This window comes from Photorhabdus heterorhabditis (assembly GCF_001280945.1).
Lineage (GTDB): Bacteria > Pseudomonadota > Gammaproteobacteria > Enterobacterales > Enterobacteriaceae > Photorhabdus > Photorhabdus heterorhabditis.
The window spans coordinates 1-23,329 of record NZ_LJCS01000021.1 but is presented as its reverse complement, the minus strand read 5'-3'; the positions used below and the strand labels follow the sequence as shown (position 1 = coordinate 23,329).

The following is a 23,329-nucleotide window of genomic DNA, read 5'->3' as shown; positions in this document are numbered from 1 at the left end:
TTCTGCCTATGCTTTTTCCAGAGTATTCTACTATTGTTTTACCTTTTAGTTCGTTTTATTTCTTGGTATTAGTAAAAAAACCGTTGATTAGTGGGTAATAATTGAATTGATTTTTCCCTTCTCTAATAATATGGTATTACCAATCCAATTGTAATATGGGGATTTATTGCTGGATATTTTCTAATTTACCTGCTTGAAAATATAATTTATATTCTTATTATATAAGATTAATTAGTAATATTTTTTTATATGATTATTACTATTATCTTTATAATAATCGATTTTTATATAATTATATAGAAATAAGAAAATTAATAATCTTTATATTCCAATAATAATTTTAAAGACTTATATGGTTTTTTAGACTAAACTGTCAATATTGACAGTAGACTTCTGGGCGGGAATTTATAATCATTATCTATGTTAATTAATTATTTTATAAGAGCGTAGATAAATGAAATTACTTATAATAGGAATGATATTATTTTATGGGATTATTTCTAAAGTAGGTAATTTCATTGATGAATTAATCTATTAATGAAACATAAAAGTACTTTGCTTATTTTAGAATAAAAATACCTTGTCATCGTTGTATATTTTTCACATTAGTCAGAAAATGAGAGACAAAATGGGTATGAAGACAGGTAGAAATATTATAGATTTAGCCAAAAATATTGTAAAAACATATCCAAATGCGTTCAGTCCCATGCAATTTGAGAATCCGGTTAATCCCGATGAACATTATCACTCTACAGGACGTGAGTTGTGTGAAACCTTTGGTGATAATTTGGCAGCTTGTTTTACGACGGCAGGAGGTTGTGGAACGCTTACTGGGGTCTCCCGTTATTCGAAAGAGAAAAACCCACAAGTGCGAATTTATGGTGTTGAACCTGTTGGATCTATTATTTTCGGTGGTGAACAAGGAAAATTTTTGGTACAGGAAGCGGGGCTGCCATTTACACCTTCTATTCTCGATATCAATCACATCGATTTTACTTTAAAGGTTGCAGATATTGATGTATTCGGGAAGGCAAAAAAATTAGCTAGAAGTGAAGGCATTTTGATTGGAGAAACGGGAGCGTGTTCGGTTTATGCTGCATTAGATCCTTTAGATGATTTTAATCCTGGAGATAATATTGTTGTCATTATTCCTGATGGTGGGGAACGTTACATAGACACCATTTATAACAACGCCTGGTTATCTGAAAGTAATTTCTCAGAATTAATTCAGCAAAGCACAATGGAGCCTGGCTTAGAAGAAATTATTATAAGAGAGGGGGACTCGCTAAATGAATTCTAATAGTGTTTTGGTGATTTATTATAATCGCCGCTACAATCCTCTTATCATCAGAAGTCTTAAGTATGAATTTAAAGAGGTGATTTCTCTTTATATTGATGAGGGTAAAGTAAGAGATATTGAGGATATTGAAGACATTGAATTGGAGTGCATGGTTGCGGGTGCTGATAAATTTATTTATAAAGATTATAGAATACAATATGTTGAAAATTTTATTTCAAAAGCGATAAAAGCGAATGCTACTTATCAAAATGGTTGTTTTCTTAGTACTGAACTTTCCCGATCAGCAATTGCTGAAGCGGCAGTTGAAGTGGCAAATGATCTTAATATTGATTATATTGCACATCAATTCAGTGGTAATGATCAAGTCAGAATAGATATGAATATAGAAATTCTGAATAAAATACCTATTGCTGCATTGAGAGAGTTTAAATACGATGAAAATATCGTATATAATTATGCTATGCGGTATGGTATTCCTCAAGAATCTGATTGTAATAACCCTTATTCTATCCATGAAAATATAGGCGGATTCAGTATCGAGTGTAGTCCGTTGGAAAATTCAGAAATGTTACTTCCTGAAGATATCAAAGAGAAATTATTTGAGCGTGCACTATCAGCTACTGAACCAATATTTTTGTCATTAGATTTTGAGAATGGTATACCTATATCACTTGATGGTGAAAAAAAATCATTATATGAAATTATTGAAATATTAAATGAAATTGGTAAAAGACTATCAATTGGTATTTTTGAAATTGTTGAAGATGGTGTTGTTGGCTTGGAAACACGTGCAATTTATCAATCACCTGCTGCACATATCTTAATTACCGCTCACCGTGATTTGGAATGCTATTGTAGTAATTGTAACGAAAATTGGTTTAAAGAGATAATCGATAAAAAATGGGGTGAACTAGTTTATTCTGGCCTTTGGTATAATCCTTTATTAACTCATTTAAACCATTTTATTGATAGCATGAACCAAAATGTCAATGGTGAGGTTACGCTTGAGTTAGGTTATAAGTATGTCAATGTTTGCTTTCGTACTTCAAAGACCCGTATTTATGGTCATAATCTAGCAATATATAACCGGGGAGGGTTATATAGTCAAAATCATACCGAGGTATTTGAAAAGAAATTTAATATCTATAATAAACAAAGCGCTAAACCTAAAATGAGATGAATTTTTTGATGAATCTTAATAACAAATTTTTTGCCAGTAGTTTCCGGTATGCTGATCGTTAGGGTGAAAGTCAGTACTATAGATTATTTGGAAAAATTGGGTTATAGTCTTGGATCATATAAAGAAGTAATAAATAAAAAAGGGTATCCAGAGCTGAGGGATAAATCTTAGTTGCATATTCAGGATAATGTTTTTTTATATGGTCATAGAATTTCAATTTATTGATGAGTGCACTGTCATTTATTACCCAGAAATACTTACTAAAGAAAACTAATATTATATTGCTGAAACATTTGAACGAAGAATATCAATGTCATAATATGATGCCAAATAATTATTTTCATGTAATAACATTTCAATAGGTAAACATACTCTAATGCATGATTGTTCTGTAAATGTTGAACGTTATGGTTACAATTTCGTCAAATGCAATATGATTAAATTCTTAGCGATTGGTGGTAGCTTGTGCTGCTTGATATTCAAGATAAAATAACTATGAGGATAATAGGCCATGTATGTTTTAGGTATAAATTCTGTTTACCATGAATCAGCAGTTTGTTTATTAAAAGATGGAGAAACTATTTTTGCTATTGAAGAGGAGCGATTGAATAGGAGGAAACACGGTAAACCAGCAAATATTGATAATCCAGATGAATTACCATTAGCTTCCATTGAAGTTGCATTAAACTTTGCAGGTATTAGTTTGGAAGATGTGAGCCATATCGGATATTCTATTGATCCGATAGAACGAAGAAAGTCAATCTTCATTGATGAAGTAACGAATGAAGGAAGCTGGGGAAGTGAATCAGGTGAATCAATTTTCTATCGTAAAATCACTTCAGTGCCAGAGATTTTACAATCAATGGGATTTCGTGGTCAATTTCATTGGGTTCCACATCACACCGCCCATGCGGCATCTGCTTATTTTGTTTCGCCATTTGATAAAGCGCTAACATTATCACTGGATGGTGTTGGAGAGGATAATACCGCAGGGGTATATCTGGGCGATGGTAATAGCATGAAAAAAATTAAAACCATTGAATATCCTAATTCAATCGGTTTTATGTGGGAGAAATTGGCAGAATTTCTGGGTTTCTCTGTATACGATGCTTGTAAGGTGATGGGAATGTCCGCTTATGGTAAACCTGAAGGTTTTATGCCGGCGTTTCGACAATTAGTTAAGATTGGTGAGAAAGGCGAGTTTACTATCGACCACACCATTCTTGATTTCCGCATCGAAGAATTTTCTAAATTAGAATCCCTGTTTGGTATTGAGAAAAGAGTGCCTGGTGGAGAAGTTGCACAGGAATACTATGATATTGCTGCATCTCTTCAGCAAATAACTGATGAGATAGTTTTAAATATGGCTCGTCATTATTTGCAGGAAACAGCAACGAATAAACTCTGTCTTGCGGGTGGTGTTGCATTAAATTGCATAACGAATAAACGATTATATGAGGAATTGGATATCGAAGATATCTTTGTTCAGCCTGCCGCACATGATGCAGGGACTGCTACAGGTGCCGCATTATTTATTTGGCATCAGATTCTTGAAAATAATCAACGTTATCCTTTGACTCACACATATTGGGGGCTTGAATATAGTGAAGATGATTACCAGCGTAGTTTGAAAGCCTATGGTTTGGAGTGGACATATGAAGAGAATATTTATGAAGTAGTGGCCGGTTTATTGGCTGAAAATAATGTGGTTGGCTGGTTCCAGGGGAGAATGGAGTTTGGGCCGCGAGCGCTTGGTAATCGTAGTTTGTTGGCAGATCCGAGAAATAAAGATATTCGGGATTTGATGAATCGTAAAGTTAAACATCGTGAAATGTTCAGACCGTTTGCGCCTAGCGTACTACGTCAGCATGTGGCTGATTGGTTCCATGTTCGGAAAGAATTACCTGAAGCTGCAAAATATATGCTGTTGGCGATGGATGCTAAAGTAGATAAAGCATTGCAAATTCCGGCAGTCGTTCATGAGGATGGTACTGCTAGAGTTCAGGTTGTAGATAGCGGGTCAAATTCAGGTTATGCTCAGTTGATTGAAGAATTTTATCGGAAAACAGGTGTTCCTATGTTGCTGAATACCTCTTATAACGATAGTGAACCAATCGTTTGTTCTCCTGATGATGCTATTAAAACTTTCATGAAAACAAATATTGATTATTTAGTTCTGGGCAATTATTTGATTAAATCTATTCATTAATTTTTTAGTGGTAAAAGTCTATCCCAGCAGGCGTAATTGGTTCAGTTAATTAGAGAATTATTTGTTATACCCTATGGATTTCAAGATGGATCGCGACGGCAAGGGAACGAATCCCCGGGAGCATAGATAACTTTGTGACCGGGGTAAGTGAACGCAGCCAACAAAGCAGTAACTTGAAGGATGAAGGGTATAGCTTAATGGGATAGATAATAAGGTTGAGGTAATACTAATGATACACAGAATTTTCATAAAATTATTATGTTTACTGTGCTTGTATAGTGTATACCTCGACCAATAGTGCTTCATTTTTATCTTTAATGAAGTTCAGTAGTTGGAAGAGTTTTATGATTTTGTTCCGTATGGTGTGATGATTAAACCTAACTGCGGTCGGGGAAATCTTGGTGTCGTGGCTGTCAAAGGTAGAAGTAAAATTCCTGTTGTTTTTGCTCAATCGGTTACGCAGCGTGGCGGCAATCAAATTTTTGTAGGAAATTTTGGTTGATCATTTAGATTATGAAATAATTGCAATGAAAATTAATTTGGATAAGAATTCATACACTTAATAAATACTTAAGAGTAATAATGATTTCTGTGATTATATTTGTGTGCATATTAATGATGAATATATCAAATGTGAATCCCTGGTGAATGAGATTAATGATGGTTGTCAAAGCATTTTGGCGAACTATATTTCATAGTTCCATCTGATTAGAGCCTCAATTTGGTTATAATTATTATATAATCAGGTTATACGCTATTGCTTTGGCAACCGCAGCAACTTTGTTGGGGACAACTAATTTTTCCATAACATTATTAATGTGGAAATTAACTGTTCTTGTTGATATATCCAGTATATTGGCTATTTCAGCAGATGTTTTTCCTTCGCAAGTCCATCTTATTACTTCGACTTCTCTTGTGGACAGTGTTGGAACGATTATCTTATCCTTTTTATTTTTTAAGTTATTAAACGTTTTTATGCATTCATTCGCTAATATTCCTAACATTCCTGCTTTGTTAAGTATTTCATTGTGGGAGATAGCGCCTTCTTTTCTGGACACTGAAAAAATTGATCTTTCTCCATGGTAGCCTTTGATTTTAATTGAAATACTGTTTCTAATCTCATTTTGATTGGTTTTTTTAATCATGAAATCAGTATGCTCTGATGTTTTATCATTACAAATTGAAGGGATAGAGAAAATAAAATCACCATTCATTAGTTGATCACTGTCATGATGGTCATTTCTATTATAACCACCCATGGATTCTGTGTTTAAATTGGTTATTAGAACATATTTTTTTGTCGTGAATGGGTATTTTTCTTCTTGATAAATTGAGTAGAATTCAAAGTCAAGATAATTTATAGCATTTAGTACCTTATCTTCTAATTCTGGTATGGTTTTGGTCTTCTGAATTTCCAATAAGGCTTCATTAAATAAAGTATTCATAAGATTTCTCCCATTAAACAATATTTTCAATAAAACTAATTTTATATCAGTAATATTTTATTCATATAATCAATTATAAGTAAAAATATTTTTAAAGAGAGTATTTATATTGAAATTTTAAGAAGTAAAGACGCTAATCTTGAGCAATATTCTTAATTGAACTCTATATTTTTTAGTGAAAAAACTACCGTAATCCTTTGTTCTACCTCCAGAGAGTGAAAAATCGTGGCTTGAATATTTCCCTCTGATGATATCTACAGTTTACCCTGTTACATAGCACTGCTATGCTTGCAAGCCTAATTTGATTTAATCACAGGTATTTTCATGGCAAAACTTTCTTTTGACTCTATCGAAGCACAAGCAAGTTATGGGGTTGGCTTGCAAGTTGGTCAGCAATTATTGGAATCTGGCCTGCAAGGTCTGGAGCCGGAAGCACTGTTAGCAGGGTTATGTGATGCGTTGGAAAGTCAGTCTCCAGCGGTGCCAGTTGAAACACTGCATCGTGCTTTACGTGAAATGCATGAACGTGCGGATGGTGTGCGCCGTGAACGTCAGCAGGCTATGGCAGAAGAGGGTCAGAAGTTTCTGGCAGAAAACGCTCAGCGTGATGGTATAAGTACGACAGAATCTGGTTTGCAGTTCTCTGTACTGAAACAGGGTGATGGTGCAATTCCTGCCCGTACTGACCATGTACGTGTTCATTATACTGGCCGCTTAATTGATGGCACTGTGTTCGACAGTTCAATTCAACGTGGTGAACCTGCTGAATTTCCAGTAAATGGTGTGATTGCCGGATGGATCGAAGCATTAACCTTGATGCCTGTTGGTTCTAAATGGGAACTTTATATCCCACATAATTTGGCTTATGGTGAGAATGGTGCTGGTGCATCGATTCCTCCATACAGCGCGCTGATTTTTGAAGTGGAGTTACTGGATATTCTATAATTTTATCCAGGAATATGACTTAAAAATGGCCGGTATATCCGGCTGTTTTTGTTTTGATGATGGTAATAAAATTCTTACAATTCCAGAAAAGCTCAATCAGTAATATAGTCTATACCTTATGGATTTCAAGATGGATCGCGACAGCAAGGGAGCGAATCTCCGGGAGCATAGATAACTCTGTGACTGGGGTGAGTGAGTGCAGCCAACAAAGGGCAACTTGAAAGATAACGGGTATAAAATGATAACTAACCGCAGAGGTGTATGATGCTAGAACAAATCTGCCAACTGGCCCGGGAAGCTGGCGCGGCTATTATGACAATTTATCAGGATGAACATCCTTTGAAAGTTGAGCATAAGCAGGATGATTCACCGGTTACTGTGGCTGATATTGCGGCTCATAAAATAATTAAAGCTGGATTATCCCTCATTGCACCGGAAATTCCGCTGTTGTCGGAAGAAGAGCCGCCTGCTTGGGAAGAAAGGCGTTATTGGAAGCGTTATTGGTTAGTTGACCCTCTGGATGGGACTAAGGAGTTTATTAATCGTAATGGTGAGTTCACGGTTAATATTGCTTTGATTGATGAGGGAATCCCGGTGATGGGGGTGGTATATGCTCCTGTGCGGGATTCCCTTTATTCAGGGCTGGGGCGGCAGGCATGGAAAAAAACCGGTGGTGGTCAGTGGCTACCGATTAAAATTCGTGATGCCAATCCCCCGATGGTGGTTGTTAGCCGCTCTCATAGGGATACAGAATTGGAAGATTATCTCAATCAGTTAGGTGAACATCAGACGGTTTCTGTTGGTTCTTCATTGAAATTCTGCTTGGTGGCCGAAGGAAAGGCACAACTTTATCCTCGCTTTGGACCAACTCATATCTGGGATACCGCGGCGGGCCATGCTGTAGCAATTGCTGCTGGTGCTCATGTGACAAACTGGAAAGGCCAAACTCTGGATTATACGCCTCGTGAATCATTTTTGAATCCGGGATTTAGAGTAACAATTTTTTAGCTGCGGCGGTTTTTTAGTAAAGATCGTGGTGATAATTGCAAATCGAAACGTATCTGCACGTCGTTATCACCACGAATGTTTTTATTGTAATTCTTTACGAACTAATTCAATGACGTGTTTGACTTCGCTACCACTTAATGCCCCTTCTTTGGCAAACTTCGCTACGCCGTTTTTATCCAGGACAATAATGGCAGAACTTTTAGGCTCCAACTGCCATAATTTTTTGGCTACGCCATTGCTATCAGCGATAAATTGGGACCATGGAAACTCTCTTTTACTGTCTTCAATACTGCTACGGACAAATGGCCCAGTACCGAATATTGCATCATTAGTATTGATGATAGTGGTTGTTTGATATTTTTCCTTTGGAAAATCAGCATGTTTTATCTCTTCTATCAATGGAGCATTCATCTCTTTAGCTGCACTGCGACCTGCAATATGTTGTATGACTCTCACTTTTCCAATCAGTTTTTCACTATCCCAATTTTGGTAGCTAAACTTGTTATTATTGAGTAGCAATTCTCCTTTATCAGAAATACTGACCGCAGGAACTTGTTGTTCCAGGGAAATGTTGTGAGCGAATGCTAAAGTGGGAGAGCAAAGTAGCGCAGCATATAACATGAAATTCTTTATCATAATTTTTCCTTTGTAGGTTAATGTGACGATGCACGGGTTTTTAGCATAGCGGTTATTAATGGATTTATCCCTTTAAAGAAGATCAATTTTTTAACATTAAGTAAGACATAAAGTTACATAGTTATGTATATCTAAATATCTGTCATTTTATGTAAATTCAGTGAGTAAAACTCAAAATAGGAGGAACAAAATTCGATAAATTCAGTCTATTATTCTACATAACGGTGTGGTGTATGTAATTGGTTCACCAAATGTAACCGTAAGAAGCATTAAGAGGAAAAAAGCAGAGATGAAAATTTTTCACCAATATAACCCACTGAAAATTGCTCTCTATGTTAAAACCTTGTTCCGTGGACGTTTATACATTAAAGATATGGGGGCTTTTGAGTTCGACTGCGGTAAAATTTTACCACCGAAGGTGAGAGATAAGCGCCATTTTAGTGTGATGAGCGAAGTTAATCAGCAGGTGTTACGTTTGCAGGCCGAAATAGGATAGATAACGAGAAAAGCCGAGCAATAGCATACTGAATAATCCGCGCCACAAATTAAGTGGCGCTTAATATAGAAATATTAAACGGTTTAGATAGATGAACCGTTTTTACTTATTGATTATCACCGAATGGGCGATTCTTGTATTGGAGCTGTGGTTAATGTATCTGTGATTTTTGTGACTAATAGCTGATCGATTTTGTAGTTATCAATATCGACAACTTCAAACTTATAACCAGCAAACTTGACAGAATCGGTACGTTTTGGAATTTTTCGCAGCCGAAACATCATAAAACCCGCTATAGTTTCGTAGTTGCTGGAGTCAGGGAAATCATCGATATCCAGTACCCGTTGCACATCATCAATAGGTGTGCCGCCTTCAACTAGCCATGAATTCTCGTCACGGGCGATAATCTGTTCTTCCTGTCCCTGACCAACTAAATCGCCCATTAGTGTGGTCATAACATCATTGAGAGTAATTACACCCATCACCAGTGCGTATTCATTCAAGATGATAGCGAAATCTTCACCAGCAGCTTTAAAACTTTCTAGTGTATCTGAGAGCGTCAGGGTATCTGGAATGATTAGAGCATTGCGGATCTGGACACCTTTATTGAAGCTCAGGCTCTGACCACTTAGGACACGGTTAAGTAGGTCTTTTGAATCCACATAACCAATAACATGATCGATATCGCCATCACATATCAGATATTTGGAATGGGGTTGGGTGGAAACCTGTTGTTTGATACTTTCTTCACTTTCATTTTTATCAAAATAGATGACACTTTCTCGTGAGGTCATGGCCGAAGGAACAGTACGAGATTCAAGCTCGAATACGTTTTCAATCAGTTCATGTTCTTGTTTACGAAGGATACCCGCAACTGCGCCTGCTTCTACAACAGCAAAAATATCATCAGATGTGATGTCTTCATTTCGAGCCATCGGAATTTTAAAGATCTTAAAGATAAGATCAGCCAGGCCATTAAACAGCCAGACTAATGGGCGGCAAATTGCCAGGCAAAAACGCATTGGGTTAACGATTTTCACTGCGACAGCTTCTGGTTTGATCATGCCAATACGCTTTGGTGTCAGGTCAGCAAGTAAAATAAACAGACTTGTCACGATAGCAAATGAACAGATAAAGCCGAGTTGTTCTGCCCATTCTGGGTTCATAAATTTAATGAAAAAAGCTTTTAGTGAAGGAGAGAATGCAGATTCACCGACAACACCTGCCAGAATGGCAACGGCGTTTAAGCCGATTTGTACGACAGTGAAAAACATTCCTGGCGTTTCTTGTAGTTTGAGGACATAAGCTGCGTTGATATTACCTTCATCTGCCATCAGCTTTAATTTGATCCGCCTTGAGGCGGCAAGAGAAATTTCAGATAACGAAAAAAAGGCGCTTATTGCACACAATAAAAACACCACTAATAGACTATTTAACATAAAGTATCCATGTTTTACCTCCGGTGATAGAGTAGATTGTCATTGAAAGAACACCGGAGGAAACAGTAAAAATCGTATAAAACAAAAAGTTGAAATAAATACAGAGATAAACTATTTGTTATCGTAATAATTATAACATTAACTTAAATAAATCGACTAGTTTTTATCCATTTGTGGCAAGCAAACACCAATACCACCTAACCCACAATACCCTTCAGGATTTTTAAACAGATATTGCTGGTGATAGTCTTCTGCAAAATAGAATGGCCCAGCTTCTGTGATTTCTGTCGTAACAGCACGGTTATCTCCTTGCTGTTGCATTGCCTTTTGGAAACGTTCACGGCTAGCTAATGCCAGTTCATGTTGTTGAGGTGACACAGTATAAATTGCGGAGCGGTACTGAGTACCAATATCCCCGCCTTGGCGCATTCCCTGAGCCGGATCGTGGTTTTCCCAGAAAAGCTTTAATAGGTTTTCATAACTATTTGTTGCCGGATCATAAACAATTCTGACAACCTCAGCATGTCCAGTCAGACCGCTACAGACTTCTTCATAAGTTGGGTTCGGTGTTGTGCCACCGCTATAACCCACGGAGGTTGTGTAAATATCAGGTTGCTGCCAGAATAGACGCTCTACGCCCCAGAAGCATCCCATACCAAAATAGGCAACTTCCATATTTTCTGGAACAGGTTTTATCGCATGATTGGTGACAATATGGCCTGGTGAAACCTTAAGTGGTTCTGTTTTGCCTGACAGTATGTGTTGAGAATCAACAGATTGGATCTTGTTAGTTGAAGTTGGCAAAATTCCCTCTCGTAATTATTAGGTTTTCAGATATTAATAGATTGTATATATTATAAACTTTAATCAAAATAAATTTCATTATAGTCAAATTATTCCGATCAGGTTAGGAGTTCGCGTGTCGAGATACCCCGTTTTATGTTTTCTTTGTGTGTCTGTCGCAACTCCCATCGTTCATAGTGCTAGTCTTCGCCTGAAAATGGAAGGATTAACAGGCAATTTAGAAAAAAATGCTCGGGTTCATCTTTCAACTATCAGCACTGACGAAGTTGCTGCTGATGGTCGTTTCCGCTCTCGCGTAGATAAAGCGATTCGTGAAGGTTTGCGCCCTCTTGGTTATTATGAACCTATCATTGAATTTACCTATCAGGAAAATAAACCTCCCACTCGTTCGGTATTAACAGCAAAAGTCATCGTGGGTGAGCCTGTACGGATTGCCGGTGTTAATGTTGTTTTGGCAGGTGGAGCTAAGACAGATGGAGATTATGCCAAACTTGTCAAAAGCAAAAGTCCGACAAAGGGGACAATTCTTAATCATGGTGAATATGAAAGCTTCAAAAGCTCTTTAACTGGACTTGCTATTAGAAAAGGTTACTTTGACGCCGTCATGAAGAAGAACCAATTAGGTGTTTCTAAAGAGCGGCATGAGGCATTCTGGGATTTTGATTTTGACAGTGGGGAACGTTATCGCTTTGGTCCGGTACATTATCAAGGCTCACAGATTCGCGAAGATTATCTGAGTAACTTAGTTCCGTTCAAAGAAGGGGATTTTTATACCTCAGAGCAATTGGCAGAGCTGAACCGGCGATTGGCAGAGACCGGCTGGTTTAACTCGGCACTAGTGACACCTGATTTTGCTCCGGCCAGAAAAAGTGGTAATAGGACTCTCCCTCTTGATGCGGTCTTAACACCACGTTCCGGAAATTATGTTGAACTCGGGGGCGGCTATGGCTCAGATGTGGGGCCACGGGTGAAGGCTAAATGGGCAAAACCGTGGCTTAATTCCCGTGGACACAGCCTTAACACCAGCGTCAACCTTTCTGCACCCGAACAGATTATTGATGCCAGCTATAAAATGCCGCTAAAAGCGAACCCTCTGGAGCAGTATTATGCGTTGCAGACCGGTTATAAACGCAAGGATCTCAACGATACCGTATCAGATACTGCGACGGTGAATCTTTCTCGTAATTGGGATCTTTCTACTGGCTGGCAGTATGGAATCAATCTGCGTTGGAGTCTCAGCCACTTTACTCAGGCGGATGTCACTAACACCACGATGTTGTTGTATCCGGGAGTGAATGTCAGCCGTATCCGTCAGCGTGGTGGTACGATGCCTTCTTGGGGCGATAGTCAGCGCTATTCCATTGATATTTCTGATACTACTTGGGGTTCTGATGTGGATTTCTTGGTATTACAGGCGAAAAACGTTTGGATAAGAACTTACTGGGATAATCATCGCTTTGTTGTTCGAGGTAATCTGGGTTGGATAGAAACTAATGAATTCCAGAAAGTTCCACCTGATTTACGTTTCTTTGCTGGTGGTGATCACAGTGTTCGTGGCTACAAATACCAGAAAATTTCTCCTAAAGACGATAAAGGAAAATTAACGGGGGCATCCGCGTTGATAGTGGGTTCTCTTGAGTATCAATATAACGTAACGGGTGATTGGTGGAGCGCGGTTTTTGTTGATACAGGTGAAGCAGTCAATAATATTAAAAACAGTGACTTCAAAACCGGCGCAGGAATTGGTGTGCGTTGGGCCTCTCCTGTCGGGCCAATTAAGTTTGATCTTGCCAAGCCAATAGGGGATTCAGAATCCCATGATATCCAGTTTTATATTGGATTAGGATCTGAATTATGAGATGGATTAAAAAGATCAGTATTGCTTTTTTACTGATGGTTACTCTGTTGGTCATTACTGCGGCTGGGTTGATAGGAACGCAATCTGGCTTGCATTTTATGATTAACAGTGCTGCCCGTTGGGTTCCGGGGCTGGATATAGCTAGCGTTAGTGGTGGTTGGCGTGATTTAACCCTGAAAGAAGTTAGGTATCAGGTGCCCGGTGTTGATGTCAATGTGGATCAATTCCACCTTTCGTTACGTCTTTCTTGTTTGAAAAACAGTCATTTATGTATTAATGCATTGACGACGGAAGGAGTGAAAGTTGCGATTAACACTAAACAATTTCCTGTTTCGGAGGAACCATCACCAGAATCAGAACCTCTGACTGAGCTAAGGACTCCGTATCCGATTTCACTTGATTTGCTATCTGTTAAAAATGCCACTGTTACCGTAGATGATATGGTGATTGCCCTTGATGAATTCAGAACAGCGGCTCAGTGGCAGCAAAAGGTGTTAACTTTTAAGCCAACTCAAATTAATAAGTTGTTAGTTGGATTGCCAAAAACTACCCCTGAACAATTGAAAATTGCGGAAGCAGCAAAGAAAGTCAAACAGGAGGTTGAACCGGAAAAGTCGCTGGGAGAAATCCTGAAAGAATTGTTTTCTCAGCCGTTGCTGGCAAAGTTACCGGAAGTGCCTATTCCACTGGATATTACTGTTGAAGAGATCAGTGGTAAACAATTACAGCTGATCAGTGATACCAATATCACCATCAATGACTTATTACTGCAATTGAGCAATCAGGGGCAGCAGATTCAGCTCAATAAACTGAATATTAATGCGCCGGAAGGTTCTTTAGCTATTAATGGCTCAGCGACTCTGGCACAGCAATGGCCAGTAAAATTGACAATAAAAGGTGAATTGAATCGGCAAGAGATACAAGGGCAAAAAGTTGATTTGAAGCTTGATGGTGCCTTGCTGGAACAACTCAACTTGGGTCTAAATTTGTCTGGTCCTGTCAGTGCTAAACTTGATGCTCAAGCAGAGTTGGCTCGGGCAGGTTTGCCGATGCGTGTAACGCTTGAAAGCCAGCAATTTAGCTGGCCTTTAACCGGAGAGCCTGAGTATCAGCTTGATAGTATAAAAATGCGGTTGAATGGTAAGGCTAGTGGTTATGATTTGTCATTACGCTCCGATATTAAAGGTAATGAAATTCCACCGGCATTACTGGTTCTGGATGCTAAAGGTAATGAAGAACAGTTCAGGTTGACTCGTTTACGTCTGTCTGCTTTACAGGGAAGGGCTGAATTAACCAGTGTGGCAGATTGGAGTAAAGCGGTAAGTTGGAATACGGTGCTGACACTCTCTGGGATCAATACTGCGAAACAGTGGCCGGAATGGCCTGCCAGAATAGATGGCAAAATTGTTACCCGTGGTAGTTTGCACGGTGGTAGTTGGCAGCTCCAGATCCCGGAAATCACACTGGATGGCAATGTAAAACAGAACTTGGTAAAAGCCAGAGGTAAGGTTTCTGGTAATGCTGCTGGTCAGTGGAATATTCCTCAGTTTGAGCTGGCTTTGGGGCGTAATAAAATGAATTTCCAGGGGCAGTTGTCCAAACAATGGAAACTTGATGGCAATATCAATGCACCGAGACTGGATGGTCTATTGCCGGGGCTTGGCGGTGTGGTTAATGGAACACTGAAACTACGTGGTAGTATGCAAGCACCGCAGCTTTTGGCGGATCTGAATGCTAATGGATTGAAATGGCAAGATTTGCGCATTGATAGCGTAAATGTGAAAGGGAATGTGCGTTCTGCTGAGCAGATCCAGGGTGATCTTGCTGTCAATGTCCGTCAGTTAAAACAGGTTGACTTGATCATCCGTAATCTAACGCTGAATGCTAAAGGCAATGAAAAGCAGCATGATTTGCAGCTGAAGATCGATGGGGCACCTGTTTCCGGTCAGCTTGCACTTAATGGTAGTTTTGATCGCAAGCAACAACGATGGAAAGGTAATATCAATAATACTCGTTTTGACACTCCGGTTGGAGAATGGCGTTTAACTAAACCTATTATTATCGATTACCTCAACCCGCAGCAGAAAGTGACTGTGGGTACTCATTGCTGGCTGAATCCACATGCGCAACTCTGCGTACCTAAACCGATTGAAGCTGGTACTAACGGCAGCGCATCTGTTGTTCTTGAACGTTTTGATCTCGCCATGATTCAACCATTACTGGGACCTGAAACACAACTGAAAGGCGTATTTAGTGGTAACGCAGATGTTAAATGGAGTGCGGGACATGGATTGCCTCAAGCTAATGTTAATCTGCGCGGTAGCGAGGTACAGGTTAAACAGATGGTCGATGGCGTCGCATTACCCGTAGATTTCCAGACACTGACACTCAAGGCTGGTTTGAAGAATGGTACCGCGGAGCTAGATTGGTTGTTTAAAATCATGGGAAATGGTCAGTTTAACGGTGACGTACAGATTGCAGATCTTGAAGGGCGCCGCAAACTATCTGGCAATGTAGGTATTCAGGATATCTCACTGGCATTGATTAAGCCAATCCTTGATAAAGGCGATAAAGCTGAAGGTCATTTGAATGCTAATTTGCGCTTGGGGGGAAATGCCAAAAATCCATTACTGTTTGGCCGACTGGCTCTAAGTTCACTGCAAGCTTCGGGTCATTGGATTCCATTTGATATTACTCAAGGGCAACTTGGGGTGAATTTTGATGGAGTGCGCTCTGCCCTTGAGGGGGTTATCAAAACTCCAAAAGGGCAACTTAACCTGAGTGGTGATGCTGACTGGCATGATTTGGATACATGGCATGCAAGAGTTGCCGCTAACGGTAATAAGCTGAGGGTAACTTTTCCTCCAATGGTAAAAATTGATGTTAGCCCTGATCTGGTATTTGAGGCTTCACCTCAGTTGTTGAAACTAGATGGTAATGTTGATATTCCTTGGGCGCTGATTACAGTTAAGGAATTACCAGAATCGGCGGTTGAAGCTTCATCGGATGAGGTTATATTGAATGAGAATTTTCAGCCATTAGAAGAGAAAAAAACATCCATTCCGATTCAAAGCAATTTGACGATTCACATAGGGGAGGATGTTCGCTTCAGTGCTTTTGGCCTCAAAGCTCAACTTAAAGGTGATCTGAAAGTTGCTCAAGATAAGCAAGGTCTGGGCTTGAATGGACAAGTTGATATTCTTGATGGTCGTTTTCATGCTTATGGGCAGGATTTGATCGTTCGTAAAGGGCTGATTATGTTCTCTGGTCCACCGGATCAGCCATTGCTTAACATTGAGGCTATCCGTAACCCAGAGTCAACTGATGGGGGTGTTATTGCTGGGGTAAGAGTGACTGGTCTGGCAGATAAACCCAAAGTGGCAATTTTTTCAGAACCTGTTAAATCACAACAGGAAGTGCTTTCTTACTTATTGCGTGGTGAAGGATTAGAGAACAGTGGTTCTGACGACTCACAAATGAGGGCAGTATTGATAGGCTTAGGAATTGCACAGAGTGGTCAGCTGGTGGGTAAAATCGGTGAAACATTCGGTGTTTCCGATTTGGCACTGGATACACAAGGGGCTGGCGATAAATCACAGGTGGTTGTTAGCGGAAGGATTACAAAAGATCTGCAAGTTAAGTATGGTGTTGGTATATTTGATTCGCTGGCAACGTTAACCTTACGCTATAGGTTAATGCCTAGATTGTATCTGGAAGCAATGTCTGGTATTGATCAGGCATTGGATTTGCTCTATCAGTTTGAGTTTTAAAAATGCGAATTATTGTTTATGGCAGCTTACGGCGCAAACAGGGCAATCATCACTGGATGACTGATGCTCAATGGTTAGGGGATCATAAGCTGGAAGGCTATGAGTTGTACGACCTTGGGCATTATCCTGCGGTAGTCCGTGGTGACGGGAGTATTGAGTGTGAGGTATATCGTATCAATTCTACTATCCTGACAGAGTTAGATGATTTGAAAGATAATTCTCGGGAATATGTAAGGGAATTGATTCAGACTCCGTATGGCAGTGCATGGATATATCTTTATCAGTTTCCAGTAGCGGGTTTACGACGGATAAAAAGCGGCGATTGGCTGAAACGCCACGAAAAAGAGTAAAGCGAGGTTCCCTTTTATACTGAAGGTAAAGGGGCTGTGATATTAAAAACCTCTGTCAGAGATCTTCTGGCAGAGGTTTTTAACTATGCAGGCAGAGAAAAATTATTTCTTAGCAGCACGTTCGAAAGAGGAGATAATTTCTGCTTTAGCAGCTTCGACATTATCCCAACCGTCAACTTTAACCCACTTACCTTTTTCCAGATCTTTGTAGCGCTCAAAGAAGTGAGTGATCTGAGCGCGCAGCAATTCTGGCAGATCGTTCACATCTTTAATGTGATCATATTCTTTGGTCAATTTGCTGTGTGGAACCGCAACCAGTTTCGCATCTTCACCTGATTCATCAGTCATTTTCAGAACGCCAACCGGACGGCAACGGATCACAGAACCTGGCTGCAGCGGGTATGGAGTTGGAACCAGAACATCAACTGGATCTCCATCCAGAGACAGAGTGTTGTTGATGTAACCATAGTTGCATGGATAGAACATTGCGGTAGACATAAAACGATCTACAAACAATGCACCAGATTCTTTATCAACTTCATATTTAATTGGATCTGCGTTTGCAGGGATCTCAATGATGACGTAAATGTCTTCAGGCAGTTCTTTCCCTGCCGGTACTAAGTTCAGACTCATGAAAGTTTCCTTTATTTCAAACCAGAATGGAGTAGAGGCTATTATAGCCAGAATAGTGATGAAATCTCACTATCTCTATGGCCTTAATCTGTAAAAATCTCCAAAATAAGAAAGGTGAGGGAATCCCGTTGTAGATTGCTGACAAGGTGCTGTTTTTTAGTTAATGCTTTGTCAGCAATCTGATTCCCTATCTTTCGATAGGGAATTTGTGTAGAAAAGGTAGGAGTTACAGCCTGGGGGAATAACTGCTTTGTGGAAGGATATTATCAAGTTTTTGGTAGCAATCTGATTATCACGAATTCGATTTTACTAATAATGGAATTACTAATTCCAGTAAAGTGAACAGCACATTACATTACCAAATAATGGATATGTTATGGCAGTAATAATCTCCAAAATGATATTATTGCTTGTTCGGTAAAAATTTCCAATTAAATTATTATCACTCGTTGAAATTTATTTTATATAAAATCACTTATTCTACATTGGAAATATTCTATAAGAAAATTTGAAAACATTGAGATACGTCTAGGTATTGGATTTCTTTTGGTTCGAATTATTTGTATCGGGTGTATTGGTTCATGCCATTCTGACAAAATATTTACTAATTCTCTCTTGGCAAGATGTTTTTGCACGCTCCAAGAAGTTAGCTGTTTTCTAATTCTCGCGAGAAGAGTTACCGAAGAAAAACTCTCGTTTGGGGTTTGTAAGTAGAAATTCTTTTTCAAGATACTGGCATAGAATTAAGAGGCGGAATTCCGCCTCTTAATTCTTCATTTCCAGATGAAATTATTCATCTGGAAATTCAGCCATAAAACTTTCGGCTTTCTCTACCATGGATTTACTGCCAACAAAGAAAGGTACGCGCTGATGCAGTTTGGATGGGACAATATCCAGAATGCGGTTGGCACCATCACTAGCTTTGCCTCCGGCTTGTTCAGCCAGAAATGCCATTGGGTTACATTCATACAGCAGGCGCAATTTTCCTGATGGGTGGCTGGCGGTACTTGGATAGATGTAGATGCCGCCTTTCAGTAAATTGCGGTGGAAATCAGCAACCAATGAGCCGATATAACGAGTGGTATAAGGACGCTGAGTCGCTTCATCCTGTTCTTGGCAATACTTGATGTATTTCTTTACCCCCATAGGGAATTTGATGTAGTTCCCTTCGTTGATGGAGTACATATTGCCTCTTGGCGGAAACTGTACTTTTTCATGGGACAAGCAAAATACTCCAAGAGATGGATCGTAAGTAAAGGCATGCACACCGCAACCAGTTGTATAGACCAGCATAGTTGAAGAGCCATAAACAACATATCCGGCTGCGACTTGGCGGTTACCCGGTTGCAGGAAATCTTCTTCAGTAACAGGTTTGCCGATAGGTGTAATACGGCGATAGATAGAGAAGATAGTACCAACGGAAACGTTTACATCAATATTGGAAGAACCATCTAGTGGGTCCATCAAAACAACATATTTTGCATTTTCAGCGCGGTCGCCTTCAAAAATAACGATATCGTCTTCTTCCTCTGAAGCGATACCGGCAACTTCACCGCGTGCTTTTAGTGCTGCTTTGAGTTTTTCGTTAGCATACAGGTCCAGCTTCATCTGCACTTCACCCTGGACGTTGGATACGCCGCTGGTTCCTAAGATATCCACTAAACCGGCTTTATTGATATCACGGTGAATAATCTTTGCTCCGAGCTTAATAGCGGAAAGCAATGCAGTGAGTTCACCTGTGGCATGAGAAAAATCGTGCTGCTTTTCGACGATGAATTCGCCTAATGTTTTCATGACGAAAGTCCTGAATGTGATTTGATAGTGGTTTCTGAGTGTCCATTGCACTCTTGCGCGGGCAGTTTAGCCAAAGAAAGGGATGATTCATAGGCTCTTCCATTTCTTATCTTGCTTTTGATGGTTAGAATAGTGATTAACTTCATGCTATGGAATGGGAAATCAATGCGTATTCATATTCTTGGTATCTGCGGCACTTTTATGGGTGGACTGGCAATTCTGGCACGTTCTCTTGGCCATGAAGTGACGGGTTCAGATGCCAATGTTTATCCACCAATGAGTACCTTACTGGAAAAATATGGGATTAGTCTGATTCAGGGATATGACCCGGCACAGTTGGAGCCTGCGCCAGATATGGTCATCATCGGTAATGTTATGAGCCGCGGTAATCCTTGTGTAGAAGCTGTGTTGGAACGTGGTCTTCCTTATACTTCTGGCCCACAATGGCTACATGACTATGTTTTGCCAGAGCGTTGGGTTCTGGCAGTTGCAGGTACTCATGGCAAGACAACAACTGCGGGTATGTTAGCTTGGATTTTGGAAGCTTGTGGCTATAAACCGGGTTTTTTGATCGGCGGTGTCCCGGGTAATTTTGAAACATCAGCTCAGATCGGGGAAAGCCCGTTTTTCGTCATAGAAGCCGATGAATATGACAGTGCTTTTTTCGATAAACGATCTAAGTTTGTTCATTACAGCCCACGCACTCTGATCATGAATAACCTGGAATTCGATCACGGAGATATTTTCGGAGATCTGGCTGCTATTCAAAAACAGTTCCATCATCTTGTTAGGATCGTTCCCGGTAGTGGCAAGATCTTTGTCCCAGATAACGATATTAACCTGAAGCAGGTTTTGTCTATGGGGTGCTGGAGCGAATTGGAACAGATGGGTGAAACCGGTAACTGGCAGGCAAAAAAGGTAAGTACAGACAGCAGCGATTATCAGGTGTTTTATTGTGGTGAAGTTGTCGGAGAGGTGAATTGGTCGTTAGTTGGCGAACATAATATGCGTAATGGGCTGATTGCGATTGCAGCTGCACACCATGTTGGTGTCCAACCAATTGATGCTTGTCGTGCTTTGAGCGATTTTATTAATGCCCGTCGTCGTCTTGAACTACGTGGTCAGGAAAACGGCGTTACGGTTTATGACGATTTTGCCCATCACCCGACAGCAATTCTGGCAACACTCGAGGCCCTGCGTAGTAAGGTTGGAGGAACTGCCCGTATTATTACCGTACTGGAACCGCGTTCAAATACGATGAAAATGGGGATAAGTAAGAATGAGATCGCACCAGCGTTGGGACGTGCTGATGAAGTGTTCTTATTCCAGCCAGCGAATATTAAATGGCATGTATCAGAAATTGCAGATCATTGTGTTCAGCCTGCGTATTGGAGTGCTGATATCGATTCACTGGTACATATGATTGTTGATAAGGCGCAGCAGGGGGATCATATTTTGGTTATGAGCAATGGCGGGTTTGGTGATATTCATGAAAAATTACTCTCTAAGTTGAGTCAAAAAGCTTATCAATCCTGAAAATGGCAGCAGGAAAATGAATCGCGCCATGTTGGCGCGTTCATTTAAAGCTCTTGTTCGAAAAATCTGAGGATGGTTCCTCGCAGTTGTTCTGCGGTGAAATCTCTGGCAGGTGTAATGAAAATGGTGTCATCACCTGCAATACTGCCGAGTATACCTTCTGCCTTGCCAAGAGAATCCAGCTGACGAGCAATAAGCTGAGCAGCACCAGGGCTTGTGCGAATGACAACTATGGAATGGTTGTGATCAACGTCTAATACTAGATTTTTTATTGGGCTAGTAGCAGTAGGAACACCAAGCTCGGCAGGCAGGCAGTAAACCATCTCCATTTTAGCATTGCGGGTGCGAACAGCGCCAAATTTAGTGAGCATTCTGGAGACTTTGGATTGGTTAATGTTCTCAAAACCTTCTTCCAGTAGAGCGGTGACGATTTCGCCCTGAGAGCTAAATTTTTCCTCTTTCAATAACGCTTTGAAAGCTTTTATTAAATCTTCCTGCTTAGAGGGAGTACGCATATTCCACCATATTCAATCAATTATGAAAGTTGCATTATGCATATTAGTGAATTTTTATGCAATCAAAATGATTGTTAGACTTAAGTTATGAAGAATAAATTAGTCTTATGATAAATAGAAATTCACAAAATATGAATATGATGAATTTGTTTTCTACAGTTGGTTATCTGGTGAATGTATTGTTAATCAAATGATGTTGTTTGGTATTGTTGTTGGATGTAAGGTATTTAACCGATTTTTTCATAAAATCAAAGGGCAATTCTTAAAATAGTGTCCGTTATCTCATTAACAGATAAGCATTTTGCCTAGAATACCGCGACTTTGACGTCCCATGATTAGAGCGTAAGTCCACAATTTGGCTGTTAATAGATTGTTTTTCAAAACGTAGTAATCTATGGTTTGTAACCAGATGAATTCACAGCATTTTAAAGTATAAACGATTTAAGGAGTATCAGGATGAAAGTTGCAGTTCTCGGTGCAGCCGGTGGTATTGGTCAGGCTCTTGCTCTTCTGTTAAAAACCCAGCTTCCTTCAGGTTCAGAACTCTCTTTATATGATATCGCTCCAGTTACCCCTGGGGTGGCTGTTGATCTGAGCCACATTCCAACGGAAGTAAAAATTGAAGGTTTTGCAGGTGAAGATGCTACTCCAGCGTTGGAAGGAGCGGATGTTGTGTTGATTTCTGCAGGTGTTGCTCGTAAACCAGGTATGGATCGTTCAGATCTGTTTAATGTTAACGCGGGTATCGTTCGTAACCTGGTAGAGCAAGTGGCTAAAACTTGTCCGAAGGCATTGGTTGGTATCATTACTAATCCAGTTAACACAACTGTAGCTATTGCGGCTGAAGTGCTGAAAAAAGCAGGTGTATATGATAAAAACCGTCTGTTTGGTATAACAACCTTGGATGTTATCCGCTCCAATACTTTTGTTGCTGAATTGAAAGGTAAGAAGCCACAGGAGATTGAAGTGCCGGTAATCGGTGGTCATTCTGGTGTGACGATCCTTCCTCTGTTGTCTCAGATCCCTGGTATGAATTTTACTGATGAAGAGTTGGTCGCTCTGACTAAGCGTATTCAGAATGCAGGTACTGAAGTTGTTGAAGCTAAAGCAGGTGGCGGATCTGCAACTTTGTCTATGGGACAAGCTGCTGCTCGTCTGGGCCTCTCTTTGGTCCGTGGCTTACAAGGCGAAAGTAATGTTGTGGAATGTGCCTACGTTGAAGGTGATGGCAAGTATGCCCGTTTCTTCGCTCAGCCGGTTCGCTTGGGCAAAAATGGTGTAGAAGAGCATTTGGACATCGGTAAGCTGAGCGATTTTGAACAGAAAGCATTGGAAGATATGTTGGATGTATTGAGAAAAGATATAGAATTAGGTGAAAATTTTATTAATAACTAATTAATATATTTTATAA

At 39.8% G+C, this 23,329-nt stretch carries 19 protein-coding genes; 12 read left to right on the top strand and 7 right to left on the bottom strand.

The window, feature by feature from the left end; all coding sequences use genetic code 11:
- The first annotated feature begins 628 nt into the window (after nucleotides 1–628).
- From AM629_RS09455 to AM629_RS24545, 4 genes are all read left to right on the top strand, one after another.
- Nucleotides 629–1,300 (top strand): pyridoxal-phosphate dependent enzyme, encoded by a 672-nt coding sequence (locus tag AM629_RS09455; RefSeq protein WP_235525438.1) that lies wholly within the window; start codon nucleotides 629–631, stop codon nucleotides 1,298–1,300.
- Nucleotides 1,290–2,480: an argininosuccinate synthase gene (locus AM629_RS09450; protein WP_054478342.1), complete on the top strand. Its 1,191-nt coding sequence runs from the start codon at nucleotides 1,290–1,292 to the stop codon at nucleotides 2,478–2,480. Before AM629_RS09455 ends, AM629_RS09450 begins: the two co-directional genes overlap by 11 nt.
- A gap of 511 nt (nucleotides 2,481–2,991) precedes the next feature.
- On the top strand, nucleotides 2,992–4,689 hold the full coding sequence (locus tag AM629_RS09445) for a carbamoyltransferase family protein (protein ID WP_054478341.1): 1,698 nt from the start codon (nucleotides 2,992–2,994) through the stop codon (nucleotides 4,687–4,689).
- A gap of 331 nt (nucleotides 4,690–5,020) precedes the next feature.
- Complete coding sequence (locus tag AM629_RS24545) at nucleotides 5,021–5,191, top strand: hypothetical protein (protein ID WP_235525437.1); 171 nt, start codon at nucleotides 5,021–5,023, stop codon at nucleotides 5,189–5,191.
- A 232-nt stretch (nucleotides 5,192–5,423) separates the two neighbouring features.
- On the opposite strand, the gene AM629_RS09440 is transcribed toward AM629_RS24545, so the two are convergent.
- Complete coding sequence (locus AM629_RS09440) at nucleotides 5,424–6,134, bottom strand: helix-turn-helix domain-containing protein (protein WP_054478339.1); 711 nt, start codon at nucleotides 6,132–6,134, stop codon at nucleotides 5,424–5,426.
- A 324-nt stretch (nucleotides 6,135–6,458) separates the two neighbouring features.
- Between AM629_RS09440 and AM629_RS09435 the strand changes: the two genes are divergently transcribed.
- A complete protein-coding gene (locus AM629_RS09435) occupies nucleotides 6,459–7,079 on the top strand; it encodes a BamJ family beta-barrel-assembly machinery protein (protein WP_054478337.1) in 621 nt (206 codons plus the stop codon).
- A gap of 264 nt (nucleotides 7,080–7,343) precedes the next feature.
- A complete protein-coding gene (cysQ, locus tag AM629_RS09430) occupies nucleotides 7,344–8,087 on the top strand; it encodes a 3'(2'),5'-bisphosphate nucleotidase CysQ (RefSeq protein WP_054478335.1) in 744 nt (247 codons plus the stop codon).
- Between the two features lie 81 nt (nucleotides 8,088–8,168).
- Here the strand turns inward: cysQ and AM629_RS09425 are convergent, their stop codons facing one another.
- Nucleotides 8,169–8,723 carry a YtfJ family protein gene (locus tag AM629_RS09425; RefSeq protein WP_054478334.1) on the bottom strand — a complete coding sequence of 185 codons (555 nt, stop codon included), beginning with the start codon at nucleotides 8,721–8,723 and terminating at the stop codon, nucleotides 8,169–8,171.
- A 289-nt stretch (nucleotides 8,724–9,012) separates the two neighbouring features.
- Here AM629_RS09425 and AM629_RS09420 point away from each other — a divergent pair, with 289 nt between their 5' ends.
- Nucleotides 9,013–9,219, top strand: coding sequence for a DUF1107 domain-containing protein (locus tag AM629_RS09420; RefSeq protein ID WP_015836134.1), 207 nt, complete (start codon nucleotides 9,013–9,015; stop codon nucleotides 9,217–9,219).
- Between the two features lie 116 nt (nucleotides 9,220–9,335).
- On the opposite strand, the gene paeA is transcribed toward AM629_RS09420, so the two are convergent.
- A complete protein-coding gene (gene paeA, locus AM629_RS09415) occupies nucleotides 9,336–10,658 on the bottom strand; it encodes a polyamine export protein PaeA (protein ID WP_054478333.1) in 1,323 nt (440 codons plus the stop codon).
- Between the two features lie 156 nt (nucleotides 10,659–10,814).
- Nucleotides 10,815–11,462, bottom strand: coding sequence for a peptide-methionine (S)-S-oxide reductase MsrA (gene msrA, locus AM629_RS09410; protein ID WP_054478331.1), 648 nt, complete (start codon nucleotides 11,460–11,462; stop codon nucleotides 10,815–10,817).
- Between the two features lie 115 nt (nucleotides 11,463–11,577).
- Between msrA and tamA the strand changes: the two genes are divergently transcribed.
- Genes tamA through AM629_RS09395 form a run of 3 tightly spaced genes read left to right on the top strand, consistent with a single transcriptional unit; the run spans nucleotide 11,578 to nucleotide 17,440 of the window.
- Nucleotides 11,578–13,320, top strand: a complete 1,743-nt coding sequence (gene tamA / locus AM629_RS09405; RefSeq protein WP_054478329.1) for an autotransporter assembly complex protein TamA — start codon at nucleotides 11,578–11,580, stop codon at nucleotides 13,318–13,320.
- The gene (gene tamB, locus AM629_RS09400; protein WP_054478328.1) at nucleotides 13,317–17,090 is read left to right on the top strand and encodes an autotransporter assembly complex protein TamB; all 3,774 of its coding nucleotides are present in this window, start codon (nucleotides 13,317–13,319) and stop codon (nucleotides 17,088–17,090) included. The genes tamA and tamB overlap by 4 nt, the downstream gene beginning before the upstream one ends.
- Before the next feature lie 2 nt (nucleotides 17,091–17,092).
- Complete coding sequence (locus AM629_RS09395) at nucleotides 17,093–17,440, top strand: gamma-glutamylcyclotransferase family protein (RefSeq protein ID WP_054478325.1); 348 nt, start codon at nucleotides 17,093–17,095, stop codon at nucleotides 17,438–17,440.
- A 102-nt stretch (nucleotides 17,441–17,542) separates the two neighbouring features.
- Here AM629_RS09395 and ppa read toward each other — a convergent pair whose 3' ends face one another.
- Nucleotides 17,543–18,073 carry an inorganic diphosphatase gene (gene ppa, locus AM629_RS09390; protein ID WP_054478323.1) on the bottom strand — a complete coding sequence of 177 codons (531 nt, stop codon included), beginning with the start codon at nucleotides 18,071–18,073 and terminating at the stop codon, nucleotides 17,543–17,545.
- 789 nt (nucleotides 18,074–18,862) lie between these two features.
- Nucleotides 18,863–19,867: a class 1 fructose-bisphosphatase gene (gene fbp / locus AM629_RS09385; RefSeq protein ID WP_054478320.1), complete on the bottom strand. Its 1,005-nt coding sequence runs from the start codon at nucleotides 19,865–19,867 to the stop codon at nucleotides 18,863–18,865.
- A 165-nt stretch (nucleotides 19,868–20,032) separates the two neighbouring features.
- Between fbp and mpl the strand changes: the two genes are divergently transcribed.
- Nucleotides 20,033–21,403 carry a UDP-N-acetylmuramate:L-alanyl-gamma-D-glutamyl-meso-diaminopimelate ligase gene (mpl, locus tag AM629_RS09380; RefSeq protein ID WP_054478318.1) on the top strand — a complete coding sequence of 457 codons (1,371 nt, stop codon included), beginning with the start codon at nucleotides 20,033–20,035 and terminating at the stop codon, nucleotides 21,401–21,403.
- Between the two features lie 44 nt (nucleotides 21,404–21,447).
- Here mpl and argR read toward each other — a convergent pair whose 3' ends face one another.
- Entirely contained in the window at nucleotides 21,448–21,918 is a 471-nt protein-coding gene (gene argR / locus AM629_RS09375) for a transcriptional regulator ArgR (protein WP_054478317.1), read from the bottom strand.
- Between the two features lie 456 nt (nucleotides 21,919–22,374).
- Here argR and mdh point away from each other — a divergent pair, with 456 nt between their 5' ends.
- Entirely contained in the window at nucleotides 22,375–23,313 is a 939-nt protein-coding gene (mdh, locus tag AM629_RS09370) for a malate dehydrogenase (RefSeq protein WP_054478315.1), read from the top strand.
- Nucleotides 23,314–23,329: the final 16 nt, after the last annotated feature.

Bases quoted from the DNA above. Each gene is read 5' to 3' on its own strand.
- tamB (WP_054478328.1), top strand. From the start codon at position 13,317: ATGAGATGGATTAAAAAGATCAGTATTGCTTTTTTACTGATGGTTACT.
- AM629_RS09440 (WP_054478339.1), bottom strand. From the start codon at position 6,134: ATGAATACTTTATTTAATGAAGCCTTATTGGAAATTCAGAAGACCAAA.
- mpl (WP_054478318.1), top strand. From the start codon at position 20,033: ATGCGTATTCATATTCTTGGTATCTGCGGCACTTTTATGGGTGGACTG.
- fbp (WP_054478320.1), bottom strand. From the start codon at position 19,867: ATGAAAACATTAGGCGAATTCATCGTCGAAAAGCAGCACGATTTTTCT.
- AM629_RS09420 (WP_015836134.1), top strand. From the start codon at position 9,013: ATGAAAATTTTTCACCAATATAACCCACTGAAAATTGCTCTCTATGTT.
- paeA (WP_054478333.1), bottom strand. From the start codon at position 10,658: ATGTTAAATAGTCTATTAGTGGTGTTTTTATTGTGTGCAATAAGCGCC.
- mdh (WP_054478315.1), top strand. From the start codon at position 22,375: ATGAAAGTTGCAGTTCTCGGTGCAGCCGGTGGTATTGGTCAGGCTCTT.
- AM629_RS09445 (WP_054478341.1), top strand. From the start codon at position 2,992: ATGTATGTTTTAGGTATAAATTCTGTTTACCATGAATCAGCAGTTTGT.
- AM629_RS09435 (WP_054478337.1), top strand. From the start codon at position 6,459: ATGGCAAAACTTTCTTTTGACTCTATCGAAGCACAAGCAAGTTATGGG.
- AM629_RS09455 (WP_235525438.1), top strand. From the start codon at position 629: ATGGGTATGAAGACAGGTAGAAATATTATAGATTTAGCCAAAAATATT.
- cysQ (WP_054478335.1), top strand. From the start codon at position 7,344: ATGCTAGAACAAATCTGCCAACTGGCCCGGGAAGCTGGCGCGGCTATT.
- AM629_RS09395 (WP_054478325.1), top strand. From the start codon at position 17,093: ATGCGAATTATTGTTTATGGCAGCTTACGGCGCAAACAGGGCAATCAT.
- AM629_RS09450 (WP_054478342.1), top strand. From the start codon at position 1,290: ATGAATTCTAATAGTGTTTTGGTGATTTATTATAATCGCCGCTACAAT.
- argR (WP_054478317.1), bottom strand. From the start codon at position 21,918: ATGCGTACTCCCTCTAAGCAGGAAGATTTAATAAAAGCTTTCAAAGCG.
- ppa (WP_054478323.1), bottom strand. From the start codon at position 18,073: ATGAGTCTGAACTTAGTACCGGCAGGGAAAGAACTGCCTGAAGACATT.
- AM629_RS09425 (WP_054478334.1), bottom strand. From the start codon at position 8,723: ATGATAAAGAATTTCATGTTATATGCTGCGCTACTTTGCTCTCCCACT.